Source organism: Polynucleobacter kasalickyi (assembly GCF_900176405.1).
GTDB lineage: Bacteria > Pseudomonadota > Gammaproteobacteria > Burkholderiales > Burkholderiaceae > Polynucleobacter > Polynucleobacter kasalickyi.
The window spans coordinates 66113-92002 of record NZ_FWXJ01000002.1; the positions used below are offsets into that span (position 1 = coordinate 66113).

Genomic DNA, 25890 nt, shown 5'->3' on the forward strand with positions numbered 1-25890 from the left:
CAGTATTTTAAGCGTTTGTAAGATTGTTCAGTAATTTTTGTAGGTTCTGCGCGTTGATGACGGCGTCATTCAGTCGTAGCTCCTCAATCAAGAGACCTCCAAAATCAGCACAAACGCCAATAATTTGCTCATTTTGGACCCGGAGTCCTAAGCCCATTGAACTTGGTAAAGAGTACGGTGGAAGCTTTTTTGCCTTGGTCACAATGAGTTGGTTTTTGCCTAGCATGGTAAATGCTCCAGGGTATGGCGGGGCTACTGCTCGGTACAGGTTATAAACATCCGCAGAACTTGACTCCCAATGAATCAGACCATCAGCTGGTTTTCGACCGCCAAAGTAACTACCCTTTGATAAATCATTAGGACTTCTTGGCATCTGGCCACGAATCAGTGCAGGTAAGACTTTTTGTAAGGCCGTCACTGCGGCAAGACTGACCTCATTGAAAACTTCATAGGCAGTTTGGTCTGGACCGATGGCGACTGCCTCTTGGCTGACGATATCGCCTGCATCAGGTTTGACTTCCATCACGTGCAAAGTTGCCCCTGTTTCGGTTTCACCATGAATGACGGCCCAGTTCACAGGTACCCGTCCACGATACTTTGGCAGGAGTGAACCATGCATATTAAGGGCGGCAAGCTGAGCAAGTGCCAATACTTGGGTTGGAATCATTTGCCTGAAATAAAATGAAAACAAATAATCTGGCTGTATCCTGGCAATTTGCGCTTGAATGTCGGGCTGATGAAGATCAGGATCAAGCAGAATTGGAATCTGATGTTTTTGACATAAGGCTGCCACCGATTCAAACCAAATATTTTCCTCAGGATTATCAGCGTGCGAAATCACGAGAGGGATTTCAAATCCGCCATCAATTAAGGCTTGTAAACACCGCACCCCAACTGTATGGTACGCAAATACTACCGCGGTTTTATGACTCGTCGTCAAGCGTATCACCCTTGTTCATTGCCTCTTCCTCAAGGACACCCATCACAATATAACGGGGACGTTTACGGACTTGTTCATAAATACGACCGACATATTCTCCAAGCAAGCCCACTCCAAATAACAAGACACCGAGCAGGAAAAAGTTGAGGGCGAAGAGGGTAAAGACGCCCTCTACTTCGGCACCAATAATAAAACGTCTAACTAACAGTAATACAAAGAGAAAAGCGGAGGCAATGGCCAGCAAAATTCCGATTAAAGAAAAGGCCTGAAGCGGCATCACAGAAAAGCCCGTCACCAAATCAAAATTTAAACGAATCAGTTGGTATAAAGAGTATTTTGACTCACCTGCAAAGCGTTCTTCATGTTTAATTTCAATCTCTACCCGTTTGCTCGCATAGGTAAATCCAAGTGCTGGGATAAAAGTATTAATTTCTTTACTTTTTTTCATTAAATTGACCACCCGACGATCATAACCGCGCATCATGCAACCTTGGTCAGTCATCGTGATGCGTGTAATACGGTCTCTTAATTGATTCATCGCGCGCGATGCATAGCGTCTGAAAAAACTATCTTTGCGGGCAACTCGGATCGTGCCAACGTAGTCGTAACCTTCAATTAATAACTCGGCAATCCGAATAATCTCTTCGGGCGGATTTTGTAAATCGGCATCCAAGGTAATAAGGTAGTCGCCATTGGAATAGGAAAAGCCGGCCATAATAGCCATATGTTGGCCAAAATTACCGTTAAATAGCACAACTCTTGTCGTGTCCGGGCGTTGCTCAAATTGCTTTCCTAATAGTTGTGCTGACTGATCGCGACTGCCATCGTTAATAAAAACGACTTCATAGCGCACATTCAGAGCAATCACCATCGCATCTAAGGCAGGATATAGGCGGTCAAACAGGGCCTGTAAGCCATCTTCCTCGTTATAAACTGGGATCACTATGGAGATCAGTGGATGCGCCGGCTTGGGAGGGATCAAATGATCGATCGAGGTGCTACGAATGATATTTTTTGACATAGCCTGATTTTAAATCTTTTTTGTGAAGTAACTATAAAAAATGTCTAGAAAAAGTATCCAGATCGCTGTCCCAGACCAATACGCTCAAAAGTAGATAAGATATGCCGCAGTTCCGATGGGCATCCACCGCTTGCAAGAAAGACTCTGTAACACGCATGCGCATAATATACGCATGCGCATAATATACGCATACGCATAATATACGCATACGCAATACTTACACTGAGCGTACTCTAAGCGTGTCCTAAGGCAGAGCGCATAGCGTTTTCCAAACTGGTCACAACGCGTTCTACATCGGCATGCGTCATCTGTGCAAACAAGGGCAAGGTGACAATCGATTTACCCACGCGTACTGCCTGCGGAGTGGCCTGAGGGTCATAGCCGAGCTCGCGGTAGAGAGCAAATTGCGTAATGATGGGGTAGTGCAAACCACAGCCAATCTGCTGATCTTTCATTTTTTGCATGATGTCAGCGCGATGACTTTGCCGGGCCTCTAAGGCCTCAATCGGTAACACTACTTGAAACATGTGCCAATTGGAGTTTGTGAAATCTGCGATCGGTAATTGCAAGCCCATGGTAGCTAAGCTGGTTTTAGCAAAACAGTCAAAATAATGCTGTGCTAACACTTTGCGCTGGGCTGTGAAGTCGTCCAGCTTCGCAAATTGGTGTAAGCCAATCACGGCATTGACATCCGTTAAATTGTGTTTGCCACCAAGTACATCTACTTCCATGCCATCAAGACCAGTGCGAGTGACCCCTTGTAAGCGGTATTTACTGGCTAGAATGGCTTCTTCTTCGGTATTCATGACGAGGCAACCACCTTCAATACTGGTGATATTTTTATTGGCCTGAAAACTGAAACTCACTAAATCAGAACGTGTATTTTGATTAGTCCCAATCAAGTTGCCCTGCCATGAACTACCTAATGCTTGGGCGGCATCTTCAATCACTCGCAACTGGTGTTTGTCAGCAATGGCATATAGTGCATCTAAATCAACCGGCAAACCTGCCAGATAGACGGGCATGATGGCTTTCGTAGCGGGCGTAATGGCTTGTTCAATTAGCTGAAGATTAATATTGCGGGTGTGCGGATCGACATCCACAAAGACGGGTTTTGCACCCACGGTCAAAATCACATTAGAGGTGGATACCCAAGAGATAGGGGTGGTAATTACTTCATCGCCAGGGCCAATTCCGGCAATTCTTAAGGCGATTTCCATGGTGGCGGTACCGTTAGCAAAACAACGCACGGGCCTGCCCCCAAAATAGTTGGACAAGGTTTTTTCTAAAGCAGCACATTGAGGACCCGTCGTAATCCAACCGGAACGCAATACTTCGCCTACGGCCGCGATGGTTTCTTCATCAATCGTCGGTTTGGTAAATGGCAAAAAAGGTAATGGAGTATTAGTCATAGTAGGTAGTCTAATAAAAGTAGTGATTAAGATCTTGCCAAAATATACACGCCGACTAAGATAATCCCGATGGCTAGTAGTCTTTGCGTGGAGAGGACTTCGCCAAATAAATAATAGGCGGCAATCGCATTGACGACATAGCCCAGCGATAACAGGGGATAAGCAATCGAGACATCTACTCTGGATAGACCAGCAATCCAAGTGAGTACCGATAAGCCGTATAAAGCAAGTCCACCCAAGATGGGTAAATTCGTGCCGAGTTGGAGGAGGGTTGGGAGGAGGGTCGCGGGGGCTAGTGAAACTTCACCCAAACGATTGGCACCAGCCTTGAGAAGAAGTTGGGCACAGGCATTCAGTAAGATCCCTGCAAACAAATAAGAAAAACTCGTTAGATTCATAGATGAGGGCCTTGGGCGATAGCTTACTTTATTGGCTAGCAAGTGGTTTACGAACAATGACTCTTAAGTGATCCTGGGCAATCAGTTGCATCGGGAATGCTTGTTGAGTCAGCTCATGATACTTGGGCTGGGTCAGGATTGCAAAAGCATCTTGATGCGGATTGGCTTGCCACTCCTGCATCCAATCGGCTGTCCTGCTGATCCATTTTTTGGGTTCTTGGCCAATTCCGAAAGCCAGTTCATCTTCGAAGTTCACCATGATACTTGGGTGTTCTAGATAAAAAGGTAGCGTATGTTCTAAGGTTTCCACAGAATAAAGAGGGGTACTTGGTTTGAGTAAAGGTTTTACTTGTTGGGCGATTTCGATACCCGATAAAAGTCGCCCAACATGCTCATGGGATAAACCGGCTGTTAAGGTAACGAATAAAAAGGTGGCGGAGTAGATTCCCAGGCTGAGCATTTTTCGTTTATAAAACGACAAGGACAAAATGCAACCTATTACCCCAATGATGAGAGCCAGTCGGATGGCTTTGGCATAAGCCAAATAACTTTCTGCCTCGTAGGTTTCCCCAGAGTTTTCGATCAGCGAAATTTGCGTAAGGCCGACCAAAAAAATCAACAAGAAAAGACTGACTTGCCATAACCAGGCAACCGGAAAGAGCTTACTTTTAGTGCTAGCTAGAGTAAAGCCATGATCAATCGAAATTGCTATCATCATCGCCAGAGCTGGGATGACAGGAATGATATAACCAGGGAGCTTGGAGTGGGAAGCACTAAAAAAGCCAAGAATCACCACAAACCAAATAAAACAAAGCCATAAGGTTTTAGAGCTAGGTGAGTTGAGTGGTAATTTGAATCGGAAGGTGAGAATCTGCACGTTGGCCATGATGAGTTGCCACAGCCATGGAATCAGTCCCACGCAGATCAGGGTAATAAAGAAATGCCAAGGCGCTACTCGGGCATGTTCATTGGTCGTAAAACGTTCAAAATGTTCGTGGATAAAAAAGAAGTGTAAAAAGGCCGGGTGCTCGATCGAAATCAAGATAAACCAAGGTGCACAGAGGAGGAAAAAGAGTCCAAGACCTTTTATCCAAAGCATCTGGGTCCAGCATTTCCAATCCCAACTCGTGACGGAATATACGATCAGTACCGCACCTGGTAACACGACGCCAATTAAGCCTTTACTTAATACGGCTAAGGCCATACTTGCCCAGCACAATAGCATCCAATATTGTTGCGACTTGGTACCTTGCGGTGCTTCCCAAGCTAATAATAGGGAGCATAAGGTAGCGCCCATGAAAAATGCCATACCCATATCGAGCGAATTAAAGTGCCCCCCTAAAATCCATAAGGGGCTAGAGGCTAGTATCATGGCCGTACATTGACCAACCCGAGCTCCCCAAACTTTTCTAGCGGTGTAGGAGAAAAAGAAAATACCGAATAGACTAGTCAGACCACTCCAAAGTCTTGCTTGCCATTCGCCTAGCCCAAATAATTTGAATGCCAAGGCTGTCATCCAAAGATGTAATGGCGGCTTTTCGAAATATAAGTAATCGTTGTACTTCGGCACTAACCAATTGCCACTGACTAGCATTTCCCTAGCGATTTCAGCATATCTGCCTTCGTCGGAGGGGATTAAGTGACGAAACCCCAGGGTGCCTAGCCAAACCAAAGCCAGTACGAAATACAACAACCAATGACCCTGTTGCTGTAATCGGCCTAAAAAGTTAAGGGGTATTTGCTTGGTTTGCGTCATCTTTGAAGTCAATTGGCTACCACTGGTGTCGTTTCAATTAAAAAGGCACCGAGCACTAACCTGCCTTCACCCATTAAAATATTGTAGGTTCTACAGGCTGCTTGGGTGGTCATTGCTTCAAAGCCAATCTTGGCTTTATACAAGTCTTGCATGAGATTTGGACTGACAAAGCGATGTTTTAAACCACTGCCAAGGATCACCAACTCAGGACGTAACTCCGTAATGAGCTCGAAATGGGAGCGCTCAAGAAGATTGAAATTCGTGATATTCCAAGGGGTAATCGCACCTTCAGGCATCACTAAAATGGAAGATTCATATCGTACGGTATTAATCTCGATATAAGAATCTTCAATTCTAGTAACTGTATTGAGGGCGGAGAGTGGGTCAGGTTGGAGTTTCAAGGCTTACCTCTGTCATAATATGACTATTATAACTAGCGTTTGTCCGCTAAAAGTTTGAGAGATCTAATTTACCGTGAAAACTTTTTTAAAATCCGAAAAACTAAATAATGTTTGTTACGACATTCGTGGGCCTGTGCTCGAGCTAGCCACGCGTATGGAAGAAGAAGGTCAAAAAATTATCAAATTGAACATTGGTAATGTAGGGGTATTTGGCTTTGATCCACCGGAAGAAATTCAGTTGGATATGATTCGTAATCTACATCATGCTGCCGCATATTCTGATTCCAAAGGTATTTTTACTGCGCGTAAAGCAATCATGCATTATTGCCAACAAAAAAATATCCAAGGCGTTGAAGTAGATGATATCTACACTGGCAACGGTGTTTCCGAGTTAATTGTCCTAGCGATGAATGCACTTCTGAATGACGGCGATGAAATTTTAGTGCCAACGCCAGACTATCCTTTATGGACCGCGGCGGTCAGCTTGTCGAGTGGTAAGCCGATTCATTATTTGTGCGATGAAAGTAAAGACTGGGCGCCAGATTTAGAGGATTTAAAGTCAAAGATTAGTAGTAAGACCAAGGGTATTGTCATCATTAACCCGAATAATCCAACGGGTGCGATTTATTCTGATGAGGTCTTACAGCAAATTGTGCAAATGGCAAGAGAGCATGGCTTGATTATTTTTGCTGACGAGATTTACGATAAGACCTTGTACGACGGTCATACCCATACTTCGATTGCTTCTTTAGCAACAGATGTTCTGATGATTACTTTTAACGGACTGTCTAAAAATTATCGTGCTTGTGGTTACCGTGCGGGTTGGATGATTGTTTCTGGCGATAAAAGTGGTGCGAAAGACTATATTGAAGGTTTAAACATGCTTTCCTCCATGCGTTTATGTGCCAACGTCCCAGGTCAGTGGGCGATACAAACCGCCTTGGGGGGGTATCAAAGTATTAATGAACTGGTTGGCGAGGGTGGACGTTTGCGTCGTCAGCGGGATTTGGCTTATGACTTAATTACCAAAATACCGGGTGTCAGTTGCGTAAAACCCGCCGCGGCCCTTTATTTATTTCCAAAACTGGATCCAAAAATCTATCCAATTCAGGATGACCAAGCCTTTATTGCGGATTTACTCCGAGATGAAAAAGTACTGTTAGTACAAGGAAGTGGTTTTAACTGGCCGCATCCTGATCACTTCCGGGTGGTCTTTTTACCGAATGAGGATGTTTTGCGAGATGCAATCAAACGACTGGCCCGTTTTCTGGAAAAATACCGAAAAAAAATGGGAACTGAGTCTCTCGTTTAACTTGCGACTAAAATAGTAGTTTTAGGACCTCAGCCTCGTTGAGGTCATCGATCATTAAATAAGAATTTGAACATGAAACCAATACAAGTAGGATTATTAGGCGCGGGCACCGTGGGTGGTGGAGTATTTACTGTTTTACAACGTAATCATGAAGAAATTGAGCGGCGTGCTGGGCGTGGCATTGAGATTGCGGTAGTCGCTGATCTTGATCAAGAACGTGCGGCGCAAATTGTGCAAAATCGCGCCAAGATTGTGACCGATGCTTATCAAGTGATTAATGATCCAACAGTTGAAGTGGTGATTGAATTGATTGGTGGTTATGGGATCGCTAAAACTTTGGTGTTAGCAGCGATTGCAGCCGGTAAACATGTTGTCACGGCGAATAAAGCGCTCATCGCGGTCCATGGTAACGAAATTTTCGCGGCGGCTAGAGAGAAGGGCGTGATTGTCGCCTTTGAAGCGGCTGTTGCTGGCGGTATTCCAATTATCAAAGCTCTACGAGAAGGTCTAACAGCGAATCGGATTGAGTGGATTGCGGGCATCATCAATGGCACTACTAACTTTATTTTGAGCGAAATGCGTGATAAAGGTTTGGATTTTGAGGTGGTGTTAAAGGAAGCGCAGCGTTTAGGCTATGCTGAGGCAGATCCAACCTTTGATATTGAAGGGATTGATGCCGCTCACAAAGCTTCAATTATGAGTGCGATTGCTTTTGGGGTGCCGGTACAGTTTGACAAAGCGCATGTTGAAGGTATTACCAATTTAGCTGCGATCGACATTAAGTATGCTGAGGAACTGGGCTATCGAATTAAATTACTCGGTATTACGAAGCGCACTCCAGACGGTATTGAATTGCGCGTGCATCCTACCTTGATTCCAAAAGATCGTTTAATTGCCAATGTCGAAGGTGCTATGAATGCAGTACAAGTCTTTGGTGATGCAGTTGGTACGACACTCTATTACGGCAAAGGTGCCGGTTCCGAACCAACCGCCTCAGCGGTGATTGCGGATCTGGTCGATGTGGTCCGTTACCAATCGGTGCCAGCAGATAAACGGGTGCCCTACTTAGCTTTCCAAGAAGACAAAGTGATTAATACCGTAGTGATGCCAATTGGTGAAATCACGACGAGTTATTATTTGCGTCTGAAAGTGGCGGATGAAACGGGTGTGCTTGCCAACATTACTAAAATCTTGGCAGATCAAGATATTTCGATTGATGCTTTATTGCAAAAAGAAGCTTTAGCTGGTCAAAATCAAACGGATTTGATTATTTTGACGCACAAAACTCAAGAAAAGCGGATGTTATCTGCGATTGAACATATGACGAAATTACCTACCGTTTTAGGTGGTGTCATCAAAATTCGTTTGGAAGAACTCAGTTAATTAAGGCCGTTTTTATGCGTTATATCTCCACTAGAGGTAGTCAACAAAACCTCTCTTTTTTACAAATTTTGTTAGCTGGTTTAGCGCCTGATGGTGGCTTGTATTTGCCAGAAACTTATCCGCAAGTTAGTCAGGCAACTGTAGACAGTTGGCGTGGTCTGAGTTATGCACAATTAGCATTTGAGGTGTTAAGTCTGTATGCGGATGATATTCCAGCGGAAGATTTACGGGCGATTTGTGAAAAAACTTATACCAAAGAAGTCTATTGCCACGCTCGCGCAGGTGATCAACCGAGTGATATTACGCCGGTACACTGGTTAGGCGAAGAAACAGTGGTCAATGGTCAAGGAACCACGTCGATTGGCCTCTTAAGCTTATCCAATGGTCCCACCTTGGCTTTTAAAGACATGGCGATGCAACTCTTAGGGAATTTATTTGAATATGCTTTGGCGCGTGAAAATAAAGAATTGAATATCCTGGGTGCCACTTCAGGGGATACTGGGAGTGCTGCGGAATACGCGATGCGCGGCAAAAAAGGGATTAAGGTGTTCATGTTGTCCCCTAAAGGCAAGATGAGCCCCTTCCAATGTGCCCAAATGTATTCTTTAACCGATGAAAACATCTTTAATATCGCCATTGAAGGTGTGTTTGATGATGCGCAAGATATTGTGAAAGCCGTCAGTAATGACCTTAGCTTTAAAGCAGAGCATCAAATTGGCACGGTGAACTCGATTAACTGGGCGCGGGTTGTGGCGCAAGTGGTTTATTATTTTGCTGGTTACCTAAGATCGACTAATAATAGTTCTGAGAAAGTGTCATTTTGTGTCCCAAGCGGCAATTTTGGTAATGTCTGTGCGGGTCATATTGCTCGCATGATGGGTCTGCCGATTGAAAAATTAATCGTGGCGACGAATGAAAACGATGTCTTAGATGAGTTTTTCAAAACTGGGGTATACCGCGCCAGAAAATCTGCGGAAACTTTTCATACCTCGAGTCCATCCATGGATATCTCCAAAGCCAGTAACTTTGAGCGCTTTGTATTTGACTGGTTAGGGCGCGATGGTGCTCAAGTCGCGAAATTATTTAAACAAGTCGATACTACCGGTGGCTTTGATTATTCCAATACGGAACAGTTGCAGGCGATTGCGCAATATGGCTTTGTATCAGGCAGAAGTACCCATACGGATCGGATTCATACGATTCAGAGTGTTGCCAGTTTATACGACACTGTCATTGATACCCATACCGCAGATGGTATGAAAGTGGCACGCGAATATTTAACTGCCGGTGTCAAGATGTTGGTGTTAGAAACGGCTTTACCGATTAAGTTTGCCAGTACGATTGAAGAAGCCTTAGGACATCCACCAAGTCGACCGAGTGCTTTCGAGGGGATTGAAGATTTACCTCAGCAAGTTACCGAGATGGCGCCGGATGTGCAAGTTGTAAAACAATTTATTGTTGACCATACTGTATGAGTGAGCCAAAGAAGCAAGCGATGAAAACTGCAGCCGATGCCCTAGAGTTATTATTGGCTAGGGCACAAACGGTCAAAGAGTCTGAATTGGTAACGGTTCAAGAGGCCTTGGGTCGTGTCTTGGCAGTAGATCAAATCAGTCAAGTGAGTGTGCCACCGGCCGATAATACCCAAATGGATGGCTATGTGATGCGTGCGGCGGATATTACCGAAGCGGGTGCTGTGCTGACTGTTTCCCAGCGGATTCCAGCAGGCAGTGTGGGGGCGACCTTAATGCCTGGCACCATTGCACGGATTTTTACGGGTGCAAATATTCCGGCAGGGGCGGATGCCGTGGTCATGCAAGAAGATTGCGAAGTCATTACGCAGCCAAATAGTGAAGGCGTTGATTACACGGTGCGAGTCAAGCAAGTGCCACAAAGTGGTCAGTGGATTCGTAGCTGTGGTGAAGATATCCAAGCAGGGCAAGTGGTTTTGCAACGAGGAACTTTATTAAGACCTCAGGAACTTGGCGTTGCTGCATCGGCAGGCATTACCCATTTAGAAGTCTTTCGTCGTGTAAAAGTAGCGGTATTCTTTACGGGTGATGAATTAACTTTGCCTGGTCAGCCTTTAAAACCTGGTGGTATTTATAACTCGAATCGCGATACCTTACTCGCCTGTCTGAAGTCGCTTGGTTGCGAGGCGACTGACTTTGGGATTGTGCCAGATACTTTAGAGTCTACCCGCCAAACCCTGCGACAAGCTGCAATCGGTCATGATTTGATTGTGACTTCCGGCGGTGTGTCAGTCGGAGAAGAAGATCACATTAAACCAGCAGTCACGGCTGAAGGTAGTTTAGATATGTGGCAAATTGCGATTAAGCCAGGTAAACCACTCGCTTTTGGCCAAATTCCTAAAGGCACTGAGCAAACTTGGTTTATGGGCTTGCCGGGTAATCCCGTGTCAAGTTTTGTGACCTTCTTGTTATTTGTGCAACCCTTTATTGCGGCGCTACAAGGTAGACCAACTCGACCACTGCAGAAATATCCTTTGTTAGCAAATTTTGATTGGCTCAAACCCGATCGTAGAAATGAATTTTTGCGAGTTCGCATCAATGATGCTGGTACGGTTGATTTATTTTCGAATCAAAGCTCTGGTGTTCTGACGAGTGCTGCTTGGGGGGATGGCTTAATTGATGTGCCGGCAGGTACCAAGATTACTAAAGGTGATACGGTACACTTTATTCCTTTTACCCAATTCTGTTAAGAAGGCCTGTCGTGAACATTAAACTACGCTTTTTTGCCTCGCTCAGAGAAAGTTTAGAACTCAGTGAAATGGATCTCACTGTGCCGCCTGATGTAAAAACGATTGCCCAATTACGTAACTATCTGATGAATATTGATGCGCTTTGGGCGGATACCTTGGCACTCAAAAAACCGATTCGAGTGGCACAGCATCAAACGATGGTGGAGCCGGATACGCTGCTTGAGGAGGGTGCTGAAGTGGCATTTTTCCCACCAGTTACTGGTGGTTAGTGCTTTTTTGTCATTCAACGAACCATAGACAAGCCTCACTTAAAATGAAAATTGCTATTCAAACTGAAGATTTTGATGTCTCTGCTGAATTAAAAGTTTTAAGTGAGAACCTACCGCAAATCGGCGGTATTAATGTCTTTGTCGGAACCGTACGCGCCAATCATCTTGGCGATACTGTTTCTGCCATGAGTCTTGAACACTATCCTGGGATGACAGAAAAATCCCTAGAAGAGATTCTTCATCAAGCGAAGAAGCGTTGGGATGTGTTGAATGCCACCATTATTCATCGGGTTGGTGACCTCAAAGTCGGTGATCAAATTGTTTTGGTGGCAATTGCTAGTACCCATCGTGGCGACGCTTTTGCTGCCTGTGAGTTTGTGATGGATTATCTAAAAACCTCAGCGCCATTTTGGAAAAAAGAACAGACCGCGCAAGGAGCGCGCTGGGTAGACGCTAGAACCTCTGATGAGGAACGCATGAAAAAATGGCAATCGACGAATTAATTCTCTGCTCGATGCCATTCCTGAAATTGGCCTAGCCCAGTCCAACTTGAATTCAATTTTGATCTATATCAAAATAAGCCCTTTTATTTTTTTTAGGTAGTTTTTTTAATTGAATTTCTGCCTTTAGTGCCTCAGAATGAGTTAAGCAAGCCATTGCGTGCAGGAGTTTGACCGGTAAGCGACCACGCGTATATTTAGCGCCTTTACCAGCATTATGGGTGGCAATTCGATCCTCTAGTGCATTGGTGATGCCCGTATAAAAGGTCCCGTCCTGGCACTCTAGTAGATATAGGTACCAAGTTTTGGGTGGTGTTGGGATACTCATTGGTTCGGTCATGAACATTATTTTAGGTGAGGTCTTGAAATTCTGTTAAACGCACTCATCTAATGGTTATACCAATATTCTTATTTCTTAAGAGGAACCTATGAGAATCGAAAAACTGACTACAAAATTTCAAGAAGCATTAGCTGAAGGCCAAAGCCTAGCAGTCGCTAATGATAATCAATTTATTGAGCCTGAGCATGTTCTATTAGCGATGTTGCAAGATGCAGAGGGAGCTAGTAAAAGTCTTCTCACGAGAGCTGGGGTGAGAGTGGATGCTTTAATCAATGAACTCCAACTTCGTATTAAAAAATTACCGCAAGTTCAAGGTAGTGGCGAAGTGCAAATTGGCAGAAGCTTATCTTCTTGGCTCAATCTCACTGAAAAAGAAGCTAGTAAAAAAGGCGATCAATTTATTGCGGTAGAGTTAATGTTCTTGGTCTTGGCTGATGACAAAGGTGAGCTTGGCAAAATTGCAAAATCAGCTGGTTTAACACGCAAAAGTTTAGAGGCGACCATCGAACAAGTACGTGGTGGCCAAAGTGTAAATAGTAATGATGCGGAGTCCCAACGTGAAGCCTTGAAAAAGTATACGGTCGATTTAACCGAACGTGCTCGCTTAGGCAAGTTAGATCCAGTAATTGGGCGGGATGATGAGATTCGTCGCGCGATTCAAATTTTATTGCGCCGTACTAAAAATAATCCCGTTTTAATTGGTGAGCCTGGCGTAGGTAAAACAGCGATTGTAGAGGGCTTAGCCCAGCGAATTATTAATGGTGAAGTTCCTGAGTCACTTAAAAACAAACGTGTCCTTGTCCTCGATATGGCTTTACTCTTGGCTGGTGCAAAATTTCGAGGTGAATTTGAAGAGCGCCTCAAAGCCGTTCTTTCAGACATTGCAAAAGATGAAGGTCAAACCATTGTGTTTATTGATGAGATTCACACGATGGTGGGGGCAGGTAAAACAGAGGGCTCGATGGATGCTGGCAATATGCTAAAACCAGCTCTGGCTCGTGGCGAACTCCATTGTATTGGGGCAACGACGCTCGATGAATACCGCAAATATATTGAAAAAGATGCTGCGCTAGAGCGTCGTTTCCAAAAAGTATTAGTGGATGAACCAAGTGTGGAGGCAACGATTGCTATCCTTCGCGGCCTGCAAGAAAAATATGAATTGCATCACGGTGTTGAAATTACCGATCCAGCGATTGTCGCTGCTGCTGAGTTATCACACCGCTATATTACTGATCGCTTCCTGCCAGATAAGGCAATTGATTTAATTGATGAAGCGGCTTCGCGAATTAAGATGGAAATTGATTCGAAGCCGGAAGTCATGGATAAGCTAGACCGCCGGATTATTCAATTAAAAATTGAACGAGAAGCTGTCAAAAAAGAAAAAGATGAAGCCTCGAAAAAGCGTTTTGCTTTGATAGAAGATGAGATTCATAAACTGAGTAAAGAGTATGCGGACCTAGAAGAAATTTGGAAAGCAGAAAAAGGTGCTGCACAGGGTACTGCTCACATTAAAGAAGAAATTGACCACATTAAGATGGAAATTGTACGTTTCCAACGAGAAGGTAAATTAGATAAAGTGGCTGAATTACAGTACGGCAAACTACCTGAATTAGAGGGTAAGCTGAAGTCTGCTGCGAGTGCGGAAGAGAAGGGTGGAGCGACGCCTAATAAATTATTACGCACGCATGTAGGCGCCGAAGAAATTGCGGAAGTAGTATCGCGTGCTACCGGGATTCCAGTTGCAAAAATGATGCAGGGTGAACGCGATAAATTATTAACCATGGAGTCCTACCTCCATCAGCGTGTCGTAGGTCAAGACGATGCGATTGTGGCTGTTTCTAATGCGATTCGACGCTCTCGGGCTGGTTTATCGGATGAGGGACGCCCTTATGGCTCCTTCCTTTTCTTGGGACCGACTGGTGTTGGTAAAACGGAATTATGTAAGGCACTCGCAAACTTCTTATTTGATAGCGAAGAGCATTTGATTCGGGTGGATATGAGTGAGTTCATGGAAAAGCATAGTGTCTCTCGTTTAATTGGTGCGCCTCCGGGGTATGTGGGCTATGAAGAGGGTGGTTACTTGACTGAACTCGTACGCCGTAAACCTTACAGTGTTATTTTGTTAGACGAGGTCGAGAAAGCCCATCCCGATGTATTTAATGTACTGTTGCAAGTGTTGGATGATGGACGGATGACGGATGGTCAAGGTAGAACGGTTGATTTCAAAAATACCGTCATTGTGATGACCAGTAATTTAGGTTCACAGATGATTCAAGCGATGGTGGATAAACCACAAGAAGAAATTAAGGATGCGGTGTGGGAAGAAGTAAAAGACCATTTCCGTCCTGAATTCTTGAACCGGATCGATGAGGTCGTCGTGTTCCACTCCTTAGATCAACGCCAAATTGGGTCGATTGCAAAGATTCAATTACAACGCTTAACGGATCGTTTAGCGAAGATGGAAATGCAACTCGATGTCAGTGATGAAGCCTTATTGAAAATTGCAGAAGCTGGTTTTGATCCACTCTTTGGGGCAAGACCATTAAAAAGGGCTATCCAGCAATATATCGAAAATCCGATTGCACTGCGAATTTTAGAAGGTAAATTCGGACCGAAAGATATTATTCCAGTCAATGTAGAAAACAATGAATTTGTTTTTGAAAGAAAGGTTCATTGATTCTTGCTAAAATGGGGAGATGAGACAAAATAACAATGATGTCGAGTTAATTACTTTAATCGGTATTGCTCATAGCATCTCCCACTTTTTTCATTTATTAATTGCCCCTTTATTCCCCTGGATTAAAGCGGAATTCGGCCTGAGCTATTCCGAACTTGGTTTGCTCATGACGGTTTTCTACGTATGTTCTTTTATTACCCAATCCATTAGTGGTATTTGGGTCGATCGGCACGGGGCTCGACCAATTTTGTATATTGGGATTGGTTTACTGATTGCCGGTTCTTTAGTGGTGGGCGTCTCACACTATTATTGGATGTTGTTGCTGGCGATGGTGTTTACTGGAGTGGGTAACGGCGTGTTTCATCCGGTCAATTACACCCTCATTAATCACTTAATTAAACCTAAAAATTTACCGCATGCTTACTCAGTGCATGGCATTACTGGCTATCTAGGCTGGGCTGCTGCGCCACTTTTTCTCTTAGCCATTACATCCTTCACAGGTAGCTGGCGTGTAGCCGTGTTTAGTGCTGGTATCTTGGCAGCATTAGTACTAGGCTTGATGGTTCTGCGCAAGGACCAACTGAATGATCTACCGGTGGCTCATGCGCATGCCGAAATTCAAAGTACGCCTTTATTTAGCATGCATACGGTCGCTTTTTTAAAACTACCTAATATTTGGCTAAGCTGGTTGTTCTTCTACTTAACGTCCTTTAGTTTTGTTGGTATTCAGAGTTTTTCTTCGACCGCACTCGTCGATATCTATCATGTGGCCATTACCCAAACAACTGCGTCTTATACCCTGTATATGGTGAGTAGTGCGATTGGCTTGATTGCTGGTGGTTTTGTTGCTGCTAAAGTAGATCAACCAGACCGAGTCATTACTGGTGCCTTTTTGGCCTCAGGTATAGCCACGATTTTTGCCGGTATTGGTTTGTTTGATGCTTGGAGTATTCCGTTGCTATTTGCCTTAATGGGCTTTGGTTCCGGCATGGCTTCACCATCCAGAGACTTGATGGTGCGTGCTGCAACGCCAAAGGGATCCTCTGGTAAAGTGTTTGGTCTAGTCTACTCAGGGATTGATTGTGGTAGCGCCACTGGACCGATCTTGTTTGGGCTCTTTATGGATTGGAAAAGTCCACAAATCATTTTTTATGGCATTGCCTTTTTCCAGATTATTGCTATTTTCGTGGCCTCTCAACTCAATACAATCAATAACGCAAAGCTCGCGGCTCAGCCAAACTAACCACTTTTAGTCGATCCAATCCCTCACGATGCAAATCATGAGGGATTTTTATTGCATTGCACACCGAAAATTCCACATTGTGAAATGACATTTTCATTGGTAAAAACCCTAGTTGAAACTCTTCAAAAAATTATATTGAATGGCGATTTATCGTTTCATATCTTGAAATTTATCATTTAAGTCATTGATTAATATTGATTAAATATTTTAAAAATTATTGTGAAATCGTATTGTTAGCGCGTTGAAATTTTCTTATAGTTAATTAACAGTTTGAATTCAACAATGAGTAGAAAACATTCACGAACCTCAAACAAGAATTAAAGGGTGTAAGTAAGTTGTGAAATCTGTAATTGATCTGAAAATTGAAAATTAACTAAGGCTAAGGAAAAATAGAAATGACATCAAGGAAAGAAGCAGCAGTAGCATTGCAAAAAGATTGGGATACGAATCCACGTTGGAAAGGCATCACTCGTAACTACACAGCAGATGACGTGATTCGTTTACGTGGTTCATTACAGATTGAACATACCCTGGCCAAACGTGGCGCACAAAAATTATGGGATCTAGTGAATAACGAAGCCTATATCAATACCCTTGGTGCGTTAACTGGTGGTCAAGCAATGCAACAAGTAAAAGCTGGAATTAAGGCAATTTATTTATCTGGCTGGCAAGTAGCTGCTGATGCTAATAGTGGCATGGAGATGTATCCTGATCAATCTTTGTATCCAGTTGACTCTGTTCCAAAAGTCGTTGAGCGGATTAATAATACTTTTAAACGTGCGGATGAGATTCAATGGTCAAAAGGCATGAATCCTGGCGATGCAGGTTATATCGATTATTTTGCACCAATCGTTGCTGATGCCGAAGCTGGCTTTGGTGGTGTATTAAACGGTTTTGAACTCATGAAATCAATGATTCATGCTGGAGCTGCTGGCGTTCACTTTGAAGATCAATTAGCCTCAGTTAAGAAATGTGGACATATGGGCGGTAAAGTATTAGTTCCAACGCAAGAAGCGATTCAAAAATTGAATTCTGCACGTTTAGCAGCTGACGTATTGGGTGTTCCAACCGTAATTCTTGCTCGTACGGATGCTGAGGCAGCGGATTTGATTACGAGTGATTATGATGAAAACGATAAACCATTCGTAACCGGTGAGCGCACTGGAGAAGGCTTCTTTAAAACACGTAAAGGAATTGATCAGGCGATTTCACGGGGTCTGGCTTATGCAGCCTACGCGGATATGGTTTGGTGCGAAACTGGTACGCCTGACCTTGAGTTTGCCCGTAAATTTGCTGAAGCATTGCGTTCGAAGTACCCAGGTAAAATGTTGGCTTACAATTGTTCACCATCCTTTAACTGGCGTAAAAACTTGGATGATGCAACGATTGCAAAATTCCAACGTGAACTCGGTGCAATGGGCTATAAGTATCAATTTATTACCTTGGCTGGTATCCACTCCATGTGGTACAACATGTTCGATTTGGCGCAAGATTACTCAAAACGTGGCATGTCAGCTTATGTTGAAAAAGTACAAGAGCCAGAATTCGCAGCACGGGATCGTGGTTATACTTTCGTTTCTCATCAACAAGAAGTTGGAACTGGTTATTTTGATGATGTTACAACAGTCATTCAAGGTGGTACTTCATCCGTTACAGCACTCACTGGTTCAACTGAAGAAGAACAGTTTCACTAAAAGTTTTCAGCCTCGACTATCCGTCTAGGCCTGAAGCCCAGCGACAAAATCGCTGGGTTTTTTATTTTCGGAATAAATAGGCTTCACTATGACAAGCCCGCGCTTAGGATTGTTGAACCGATTAGGTAAAAAGCCACTGCAGGTTTTGGCCAAATCTTGTTAAACTAAGCTGATGAATTTAAATGATTGCCCACTTTGTTTAACTGACGGCGGCCACTGCCTGTATCGTGGTGAGCATTTACGCGTGATTGCTCCTCAGGAAGAGGAGTTCCCTGGACTTATTCGCGTCATATGGCACCAACATATCGCGGAGATGACCGATTTATTACCCGCGCAGAGAAGCCAAATCATGATGACAGTTTGTATCGTCGAAGATATTGTGCGTAAAGTCATGCAACCCGATAAGATAAATTTGGCAGCACTAGGTAATTTTGTCCCGCATTTACATTGGCACATTATTCCTCGTTGGCATAATGACCCTTACTTTCCACATCCTATTTGGGGCGTAAAACAACGTGAGGTGACTTTAGTGCAGCAGGAATGGCGTAAAGACCAAGAAAAACAATTAATGGCTATTCTTGAACAACATTTTTTAGCACACCCAGTGTGAAAGATGGATAAAAATGACAAAGCTCATGACCCTCGCCCAGCGAGAAGCCTTTTTTTCGACTTTACAGAAATCGAATCCTCATCCTGAAACAGAACTTGCTTACACTTCTCCTTTTGAGCTGTTAACGGCAGTTCTGTTATCTGCCCAAGCAACAGATATTTCAGTGAATAAGGCAACTCGTAAATTGTTTCTGGTTGCCAATACACCGCAAAAAATATTGAACTTAGGGGAGAACGGGTTATTGCCCTATATTGCTTCGATTGGTTTATACAGGATGAAAGGTAAGCACCTCTTACAAACTTGCCAATTACTGATCGATTTGCATGAAGGACGGGTACCTAGAGATCGCGAGTCACTTGAAGCCTTACCGGGGGTAGGTCGTAAAACAGCGAATGTATTGCTAAATACCTTGTTTGGGGAAATCGCCATGGCGGTAGATACACATATTTTTAGAGTATCCAACCGAACTGGTTTGGCACCTGGTAAAGATGTGCTAGTGGTTGAACAGCAGTTACTCAAAAGGGTGCCAAAGCAGTATTTACTACATGCCCATCACTGGTTAATTCTGTTAGGTCGATATGTCTGTAAAGCACGCTCGCCTGAGTGTTCACTGTGTACGGTTGAGCCTGTTTGCCAATCCAAAGAAAAAAATTTTAAATTACGGTGATTGAATTATTGAACCATGAATTTATTTAATCCTACTAAAGATCAGGTCCGAGAGTTTTTCTGTACCGCTTGGCAAAAACAAGTAGCTAACGGCATATTGACACCCCTCGAATCGATTGCCGCAAGGTGGATGGTAGAACACCCTGAATACCATGATGTGTTGAATCAGTTAGAACTTGCAAAAGAAAAAGACTTTTCTGTCGAAAATGGGCAAACTAATCCATTTTTACACTTATCGATGCATCTCAGTATGACGGAAATGGTGCAAGTCGATCAACCGAAGGGAATTAATGCGATCAGTAAGGAGTTGACCTTGAAGCTAGACTCTGAACATGCTGCCCAACATCAAATGATGGAGTGTTTAGGGCAAATTTTGTGGGAGTCTCAACGGAATGGGACAGAGCCCAATATGCAAGAATATTTGTTGCTCTTACAACGACTTTAATACGTCGGATGGGTTTGCTCAGCGCTTAAACCTTACTGATTAAGATTCGCTGAGTTTTTGCTTTGCGCGTGCCATAGCTGCTTCAATAATGGCTTTTTTCCGAGCTTTTTCTGTCGCATCCTGCTCAGAGGGTAAAGCCGCTAACTTCTGAGCCGCCTTATTCGATTGGCGAATGAGTAAATCTCTTTCTTCTCTAGCTTGCCTTGTTTGATGGGCTTGGTAATTCTTTTTCGCAAAGTCTGCTTGCTCAACGGACCACGCTTTCCATCCAGTTTGTTGCTCTGTCACAGGTACCATGTCAATACAGTCAACCGGGCAGGGGGCTACACATAAATCGCAACCTGTGCAACGCTCCTTGATGATGAAGTGTAATTTTTTGGGAGCACCAATAATCGCATCTACCGGACAGGCTTTAATGCATAAAGTACACCCGATACACTGTTTCTCATCAATCACTGCTAAAGGACGAGGACGCTCTATGCCATGTGTTTCATCGAGTGGTAAAAGGGGTTGGTTTAATATTTTTGCAAGTCTTGCAATACCTTCTGCACCCCCAGGAGGGCAACGGTTATAGAGGGCCTCATTCAAACTCATCGCTTTGGCATAGGCATGGCAATCAGGATAGCCACACTTCGTACATTGGGTTTGAGGTAAGGCGTTGTCTAACTCGGTGAGTAGCGCGTTATCGATGGGAAGGTTACTTGTATTCAAGCTTCTATTTTACCCATAATTTACAGATAACTTGGGGATTCCTTGCGTTTGTAAAAGTGATTTCTGCACAGACTACAAGGAAAAGCGAGGTAAAGAAAAACCTCTTGATAACATGCATCATCAAGAGGTTAACTAATTACGTTGATTGAGTTCACTCAGTGTGAACTAAAAAGCATCACTCAAACCAAGTAATAAATTCTTCTTTTGGTTTTCTGACCTTCGGCATTTTTAAGAGCCAGTCTTCATCAGCTTTTCTGTAACCTAAAGGTAATAAAGCAGCACTACGCAAACCTTTTTCTTTGAGGTTCAATAGAATGTCTAATTCAGCAGCGTTAAAGCCTTCCATCGGAGTTGCGTCAACTTCTTCTTCAGCCGCTGCAATTAAAGCAGTACCAAGACCAATGTAAGCCTGTTTAGCAGCATGACTAAAGTTCACTTCTGGATCTCTGGCTGTGAAATTTTTGATCAAGTTAGCACGATAGGCATTACCCGCTTCACTTCTGAAGTTACGAATTTCTTCAGTCGTGTCAAATACCTTGTTAATACGATCTGCTGTGTATGTATCCCATGCAGCAAATATGATGAGGTGTGAACCATCCGTAATTTGCGCTTGGTTATTGGCTACAGCTTTAATTTTTTCGCGTAGATCTTTGTTGGTAATGACTAGTAATTCGTAAGGTTGTAAGCCGCTTGAGCTAGCTGAGAGTCTGACTGCTTCTAAAATACGTTCTACTTTTTCTTGTGGAACAGATTTTGTGGAATCCATTTTTTTAGTAGCATAACGCCATTGTAATTTTTCGATAAGACTCATTTACATTCCTTTTAATTCGATTAATAAAATAATTATTCTAATTTTACTCAACTTTTGTTAATTGACTTTGGCAATTGTGACAAAGTGCCTTTAAGGCACTTTGCATTCCTCAAGCTCGATTATTCGATAGAATTTTTTACCGCGGGTTTTTTAATCGTACTCGCTTTTTTGGCCACTACCTTTTTCGCCACGGGTTCTGACTGTTCAAGGGTATTTACCATGTTAGAGATTGCTGGTAAGGTCTTAGGTGTTGTCTTTCTGGCCGGTTTTACAATGAGGTCAGACACCAATTTAGTGGCAACTTTTGTCGTTACTTTGTTCTCAGCAGTGGATACAACTGGTGTTTCTTGCTTTGGAGTCGGTTTAGCTACTGCAGTTGGTTTTTTTGCAACCGGTTTGACAGTCGCCGGAGTTGCCTGATGCGCACGAATGAATTGTGAAATCACTGGATGAACTTTTTCGCGCCAACGGCGACCAGAAAAGATGCCATAGTGTCCGGCACCTTTTACTTCGTAAAAGGATTTATTGGTATTATTAATTCCTTTACATAAATCAATTGCTGCTCGGGTTTGTCCGCTGCCAGAAATATCATCCAGCTCACCTTCGATAGCTAAAAGAGCAGTAGTCTTAATATCTTGTGGTCTCACTAATTGACCTTTAATTTTCCAGGTACCGAGTGGTAGAGCAAATTCTTGAAAAACGGTCTTAATGGTTTCTAGATAATACTTTGCATCCATATCAAGCACTGCATTGTATTCATCATAGAACCTACGATGTGCTTGGGTATCTTGAGAATCGCCTTTGATCAAGTCTTGAAAGTAATCCCAATGCGATTTCATGTGTCGATCAGGGTTCATCGCCACAAAACCTGCATGCTGTAAAAATCCTGGATAGACCTTACGGCCAGCACCTGGATGATTTGCCGGGACCGTGTAAATCACATTATTTTCAAACCACTCAAATGATTTTGTCATAGCAAGTGAATTGACGGCAGTAGGTGATTTACGGGCATCAATTGGCCCACCCATCATGGTCATCGTGAGAGGTGTTTTTTCACCGTTGGTTGCCATGAGAGAAATCGCTGCTAAGACTGGCACGGTTGGTTGACAGACCGAAACAACGTGTAAGTTTTCTGCGCCTATAAAGCGAATGAACTCTTGGATATAGAACACGTAATCGTCTAGTCCAAATGTACCCTCAGATTCGGGGACGAGTCTGGCATCCGTCCAATCTGTGACATAAACCTTGTGATTTTGCAAAAGCGTTTTAACTGAATCACGTAATAAAGAAGCGTGGTGTCCAGACAGCGGAGCAACTAAAAGTACTATAGGATCATCTTTCAAGTTCTTGATGGTTGCCACATCATCTGAAAAGCGCTTAAACCGAAGTAAACGACAAAACGGTTTTTTAATGGACTCAATTTCAGCGATGGCAACTGTTTTACCATGGGCTTGTACGCTCTTGATATTGAAATCAGGTTTCTCGTATTCTTTACCTAGGCGATGTAACAACTCGTAACCTGCAGCCGTTCTCTGCGATAAGGGCGAGTGGGACATTGGATTACTAGGGTTTGTAAAAATTTTGGCAGTGGTTTTCGCCCATGAACTTAGGGGCTCGAGCATGGCTCTTTGGAATTCTTGTAGTTGATACAGCATGGCATCAATCCTTCGCAATTAAATTGTATGTTCCAAACGCAACGAGATGGTCTTCTTATATTGCGTTGCAACAACAATATATTACAAATTGAAAAAAACAACAACTTATTTATTTAAAAACTTGTTTAAAAAATGGTTACAAAATTACTTACTGAACAAAAAGCTTTGTGTCTAATTTTTACTAAAATTTTCATTGATTAAAGTCTAACAACGGCTATTTTAGGTTTATTTTATCTAGTTAAAGAAAAATATAGAAAAAAGTAATGATGATTGTAAATCCAAGTAATGAATGTTATCATTTAATTGATAACATTTTTTTTAGAGATCAATGAGCTGGAAATTTGAAGAAGTCAACGCATTAAAGTCCCTTGTAGGTGTTTATCGATTACCTGAGGGGTGTTGGGCGGTATTTAAAGTAAAGGAAAGAGATGTATCCGGTGAAGAACGTCAAGCTTTGCCAGAGGGTATCGAATATTCTTGGGCGATTTTAATGCCTGGGGAATCCCCAATGTTACGAGGCGATAGAATGGCAGGTGTCGATAACGCTGATGATGCGACGGTGAGGAGAAAAAATCAGAAAGATCCTACTGGACCGCAACACCGTGCACACAAGCATAAACCAGACTGGAAAAAAACAAAAGTAATTGGAGGTCAAGAGTGGCCTTTGTCTGGTAGGGGAGAAAGGCTTGATTTTCCTCCTTTAAGTCCTGGACATTTATGGCTAGAGTGTATGCAATGTTTGGAACAACTATTTGAAGATTTGGGGATCGATATCCCAACTTCTGAAAAATTGTTGGGCGCAAAGATGACGGAGGAAAGTTTTCGTTATTTACAAAAGAATACCAAGGTGAGTATATAAAGACAGTGGCTAGCTATTTAGAAGTAAAAGAAAAGATGGAGGCATTGATCATGGCAAGAAAGAAAAATAATGAAAATCTTTCAGAAAAACATGCAACAGTATTGAAGTTTTTGTCTGGAAAAGGTCCAAGTCCTATTGGTTCTGAAATGCAGGGAGCCTCAGGACCGCTTGAAAAGCAATTTGTAGATGATGTTGAGGCACATATCATCAATCAAGATCAGGAAAATGAATCCTGTCCAAAGCCAACTGCTTTTGAAGATCTCATCGTGGTACTTCGCTTGGTGATAGATAATCGCGAAATGTTAATCCTTATTGAGCAAGGAAATTGTGCGTCAGTTTCGGAACTCGCTCGGAAATTAGGCAGAGAACTGTCTAACGTATCACGCACCCTTTCAAAGCTGGTGGCTTATGGATTAGTAGATTTCGTGAAAGGTGAAGGACAGGTATCCAAAAAACCAGTTCTGCTAGTCAATCTGCCTAAAGGAACTCAAACAGATGATTGGGCGGAGGCGTATTGTGTTGCCAGAGCAGTCAGAGGGGGTGGGTTAACACGCATCGAACCAGGAAAATTTACTGTTGCGGAGGAGGCGGTCCGTTCCGCTTTAGGGGAGGCTGCAAAAGCTTTTAACACTCTGATCGCACCTTCAGAAAATTTGCAAACTTTAAAGCATCTACCAGTTTAAATTTGAATAATTATCTGTGCTTTTTAGCCTGCATCGCAATAAAAAAATCCCCATTAAAAGCCAAACCTACTAGGCTAAGAATGGGGATTATTTTTTTACAGAACAGCAGCAATACCTTGGGCAACAGTTTTGATATTCTTTGTATTCAAAGATGCTACACAAATTCTACCGGTACCCACTGCATACACACTATGTTCATTGATTAAACGATCCACTTGTTCTTTGGAAAGTCCAGTATAGGAGAACATACCTCGTTGCACTTTAATAAATTCAAAGTCTTTGTTAGCGCCAGCTGCTTTGAGTTCGGTGACTAATAGTTCTCTCATCGCCTTTATACGATCACGCATTTCCATTAACTCTTGCTCCCACATATTGCGCAGCGCAGTATCGTTTAAAACAGTTGCCACAATGGTTGCACCATGCGTTGGGGGATTGGAGTAGTTCGTACGAATAACACGCTTAATTTGAGACACCACTTTGGCAGTTTCTTCTTTGGACTGGGTCACAACGGATAAAGCACCAACCCGTTCCCCGTACAAGGAGAATGATTTGGAGAAAGAACTAGCGATGAAAAATGACAAGCCTGATTGGGTGAAGAGGCGCACTGCTAGCCCATCTTCGAAAATACCATCGGCAAATCCTTGGTAAGCAAGATCAAGGAAGGGAATTAATTTTTTCTCTTGGCAAATCGTAACCACTTCTTCCCATTGCGCTGGGCTCAAATCAGCCCCGGTAGGATTGTGACAGCAAGCATGGAGCACAATGATGCTATCCGCTGGCATTGCAGATAAATACGCCTTCATCTCCGTAAAATTAACACCACGGGTAGTAGGGTCATAATAAGGGTAATTAACCACTTCAAAGCCAGCGCCTTCAAACAAGGCACGATGATTTTCCCAACTTGGGTCACTAATTGCTACTTTAGCGTTGGGTTTGAGTCGTTTTAAGAAATCTGCGCCAACCTTCAGGGCTCCAGTTCCGCCCAGAGTTTCAAAGCTAGCAGAGCGTCCAGCACCAGTCATCTCAGTTTCTGAGCTAAAAAGGAGTTGTTGAACGCCATTGTTATAAGCGGCAATACCTTCAATGGGCAGGTACCCACGGGCTTTTGGATTCTCCAAAATCATTTTCTCAGCAACTTGAACTGCGCGTAATAAAGGAATCTTGCCTTCTTCAGTAAAGTAGACGCCGACACCCAGGTTCACTTTATTAGGGTTTGAGTCCGCATTGAATGTCTCATAGAGACCGAGGATAGGATCGCGAGGTGCTAATTCAACAGATGAAAATAGGGTCATTTAGGCTTATTGTTTCTTAAAGTAGTAAAAAGGTTAAAAAATGAAATGATTCTGTCAATAATCAAAAAAAACTGCATAATTGACTGCTTA

General features: G+C 43.2%; 25 protein-coding genes. 14 read left to right on the forward strand and 11 right to left on the reverse strand.

What is annotated here, in order from left to right; genetic code table 11:
- Positions 1 to 7 precede the first annotated feature (7 nt).
- The 6 genes from B8983_RS02310 to B8983_RS02335 form a co-directional block, all read right to left on the reverse strand.
- Positions 8 to 940: a formyltransferase gene (locus B8983_RS02310; RefSeq protein ID WP_084282299.1), complete on the reverse strand. Its 933-nt coding sequence runs from the start codon at positions 938 to 940 to the stop codon at positions 8 to 10.
- Positions 924 to 1961, reverse strand: coding sequence for a glycosyltransferase (locus tag B8983_RS02315; RefSeq protein WP_084282300.1), 1038 nt, complete (start codon positions 1959 to 1961; stop codon positions 924 to 926). Before B8983_RS02315 ends, B8983_RS02310 begins: the two co-directional genes overlap by 17 nt.
- A 233-nt stretch (positions 1962 to 2194) precedes the next feature.
- Entirely contained in the window at positions 2195 to 3373 is a 1179-nt protein-coding gene (locus B8983_RS02320; RefSeq protein ID WP_084282301.1) for a DegT/DnrJ/EryC1/StrS family aminotransferase, read from the reverse strand.
- 26 nt (positions 3374 to 3399) lie between these two features.
- Positions 3400 to 3771, reverse strand: coding sequence for a DMT family transporter (locus B8983_RS02325; RefSeq protein WP_084282303.1), 372 nt, complete (start codon positions 3769 to 3771; stop codon positions 3400 to 3402).
- A 28-nt stretch (positions 3772 to 3799) separates the two neighbouring features.
- Entirely contained in the window at positions 3800 to 5527 is a 1728-nt protein-coding gene (locus B8983_RS02330; RefSeq protein WP_084282305.1) for a glycosyltransferase family 39 protein, read from the reverse strand.
- A gap of 8 nt (positions 5528 to 5535) precedes the next feature.
- Complete coding sequence (locus tag B8983_RS02335) at positions 5536 to 5928, reverse strand: Mth938-like domain-containing protein (RefSeq protein WP_084282307.1); 393 nt, start codon at positions 5926 to 5928, stop codon at positions 5536 to 5538.
- 73 nt (positions 5929 to 6001) lie between these two features.
- On the opposite strand from B8983_RS02335, the gene B8983_RS02340 reads away from it, so the two are divergent.
- The 6 genes from B8983_RS02340 (at position 6002) to moaE (ending at position 12117) form a co-directional block, all read left to right on the forward strand.
- A complete protein-coding gene (locus B8983_RS02340; protein WP_084282309.1) occupies positions 6002 to 7240 on the forward strand; it encodes a pyridoxal phosphate-dependent aminotransferase in 1239 nt (412 codons plus the stop codon).
- 72 nt (positions 7241 to 7312) lie between these two features.
- On the forward strand, positions 7313 to 8623 hold the full coding sequence (locus B8983_RS02345) for a homoserine dehydrogenase (protein WP_084282311.1): 1311 nt from the start codon (positions 7313 to 7315) through the stop codon (positions 8621 to 8623).
- Positions 8624 to 8637: 14 nt separating this feature from the next.
- A complete protein-coding gene (gene thrC / locus B8983_RS02350) occupies positions 8638 to 10098 on the forward strand; it encodes a threonine synthase (protein ID WP_084282313.1) in 1461 nt (486 codons plus the stop codon).
- Positions 10099 to 10118: 20 nt separating this feature from the next.
- A complete protein-coding gene (locus tag B8983_RS02355) occupies positions 10119 to 11345 on the forward strand; it encodes a molybdopterin molybdotransferase MoeA (RefSeq protein WP_084282690.1) in 1227 nt (408 codons plus the stop codon).
- A gap of 11 nt (positions 11346 to 11356) precedes the next feature.
- Entirely contained in the window at positions 11357 to 11614 is a 258-nt protein-coding gene (gene moaD, locus B8983_RS02360) for a molybdopterin converting factor subunit 1 (protein ID WP_084282315.1), read from the forward strand.
- 44 nt (positions 11615 to 11658) lie between these two features.
- Entirely contained in the window at positions 11659 to 12117 is a 459-nt protein-coding gene (gene moaE / locus B8983_RS02365) for a molybdopterin synthase catalytic subunit MoaE (RefSeq protein WP_084282317.1), read from the forward strand.
- 52 nt (positions 12118 to 12169) lie between these two features.
- Here the strand turns inward: moaE and B8983_RS02370 are convergent, their stop codons facing one another.
- Positions 12170 to 12454, reverse strand: coding sequence for a GIY-YIG nuclease family protein (locus B8983_RS02370; protein ID WP_084282319.1), 285 nt, complete (start codon positions 12452 to 12454; stop codon positions 12170 to 12172).
- Positions 12455 to 12542: 88 nt separating this feature from the next.
- On the opposite strand from B8983_RS02370, the gene clpB reads away from it, so the two are divergent.
- The 6 genes from clpB (at position 12543) to B8983_RS02400 (ending at position 19789) form a co-directional block, all read left to right on the forward strand.
- Positions 12543 to 15131, forward strand: coding sequence for an ATP-dependent chaperone ClpB (gene clpB / locus B8983_RS02375; protein ID WP_084282321.1), 2589 nt, complete (start codon positions 12543 to 12545; stop codon positions 15129 to 15131).
- 19 nt (positions 15132 to 15150) lie between these two features.
- Positions 15151 to 16374: an MFS transporter gene (locus B8983_RS02380; protein ID WP_084282323.1), complete on the forward strand. Its 1224-nt coding sequence runs from the start codon at positions 15151 to 15153 to the stop codon at positions 16372 to 16374.
- Between the two features lie 395 nt (positions 16375 to 16769).
- Positions 16770 to 18068: an isocitrate lyase gene (gene aceA / locus B8983_RS02385; RefSeq protein ID WP_084282325.1), complete on the forward strand. Its 1299-nt coding sequence runs from the start codon at positions 16770 to 16772 to the stop codon at positions 18066 to 18068.
- 172 nt (positions 18069 to 18240) lie between these two features.
- Positions 18241 to 18678 carry an HIT family protein gene (locus B8983_RS02390; RefSeq protein ID WP_084282326.1) on the forward strand — a complete coding sequence of 146 codons (438 nt, stop codon included), beginning with the start codon at positions 18241 to 18243 and terminating at the stop codon, positions 18676 to 18678.
- 25 nt (positions 18679 to 18703) lie between these two features.
- Positions 18704 to 19345, forward strand: coding sequence for an endonuclease III (nth, locus tag B8983_RS02395; RefSeq protein WP_084282692.1), 642 nt, complete (start codon positions 18704 to 18706; stop codon positions 19343 to 19345).
- A 15-nt stretch (positions 19346 to 19360) separates the two neighbouring features.
- Entirely contained in the window at positions 19361 to 19789 is a 429-nt protein-coding gene (locus B8983_RS02400; protein ID WP_084282328.1) for a DUF1841 family protein, read from the forward strand.
- Between the two features lie 39 nt (positions 19790 to 19828).
- Here B8983_RS02400 and rsxB read toward each other — a convergent pair whose 3' ends face one another.
- The 3 genes from rsxB to B8983_RS02415 all read right to left on the reverse strand — a co-directional run bounded on the left by rsxB (position 19829) and on the right by B8983_RS02415 (position 22966).
- On the reverse strand, positions 19829 to 20479 hold the full coding sequence (gene rsxB, locus B8983_RS02405) for an electron transport complex subunit RsxB (protein WP_143736081.1): 651 nt from the start codon (positions 20477 to 20479) through the stop codon (positions 19829 to 19831).
- A 196-nt stretch (positions 20480 to 20675) separates the two neighbouring features.
- Positions 20676 to 21311 carry an NAD(P)H-dependent oxidoreductase gene (locus B8983_RS02410; RefSeq protein WP_084282332.1) on the reverse strand — a complete coding sequence of 212 codons (636 nt, stop codon included), beginning with the start codon at positions 21309 to 21311 and terminating at the stop codon, positions 20676 to 20678.
- Positions 21312 to 21430: 119 nt separating this feature from the next.
- Positions 21431 to 22966: a polyhydroxyalkanoate depolymerase gene (locus tag B8983_RS02415; protein WP_084282334.1), complete on the reverse strand. Its 1536-nt coding sequence runs from the start codon at positions 22964 to 22966 to the stop codon at positions 21431 to 21433.
- A 328-nt stretch (positions 22967 to 23294) separates the two neighbouring features.
- Here B8983_RS02415 and B8983_RS02420 point away from each other — a divergent pair, with 328 nt between their 5' ends.
- Positions 23295 to 23825, forward strand: coding sequence for a hypothetical protein (locus B8983_RS02420; protein WP_084282336.1), 531 nt, complete (start codon positions 23295 to 23297; stop codon positions 23823 to 23825).
- A 5-nt stretch (positions 23826 to 23830) separates the two neighbouring features.
- Positions 23831 to 24508 (forward strand): HVO_A0114 family putative DNA-binding protein, encoded by a 678-nt coding sequence (locus B8983_RS02425; RefSeq protein ID WP_143736068.1) that lies wholly within the window; start codon positions 23831 to 23833, stop codon positions 24506 to 24508.
- A gap of 95 nt (positions 24509 to 24603) precedes the next feature.
- Here B8983_RS02425 and B8983_RS02430 read toward each other — a convergent pair whose 3' ends face one another.
- Positions 24604 to 25800, reverse strand: coding sequence for an amino acid aminotransferase (locus B8983_RS02430; protein ID WP_084282339.1), 1197 nt, complete (start codon positions 25798 to 25800; stop codon positions 24604 to 24606).
- Between the last annotated feature and the right edge of the window lie 90 nt (positions 25801 to 25890).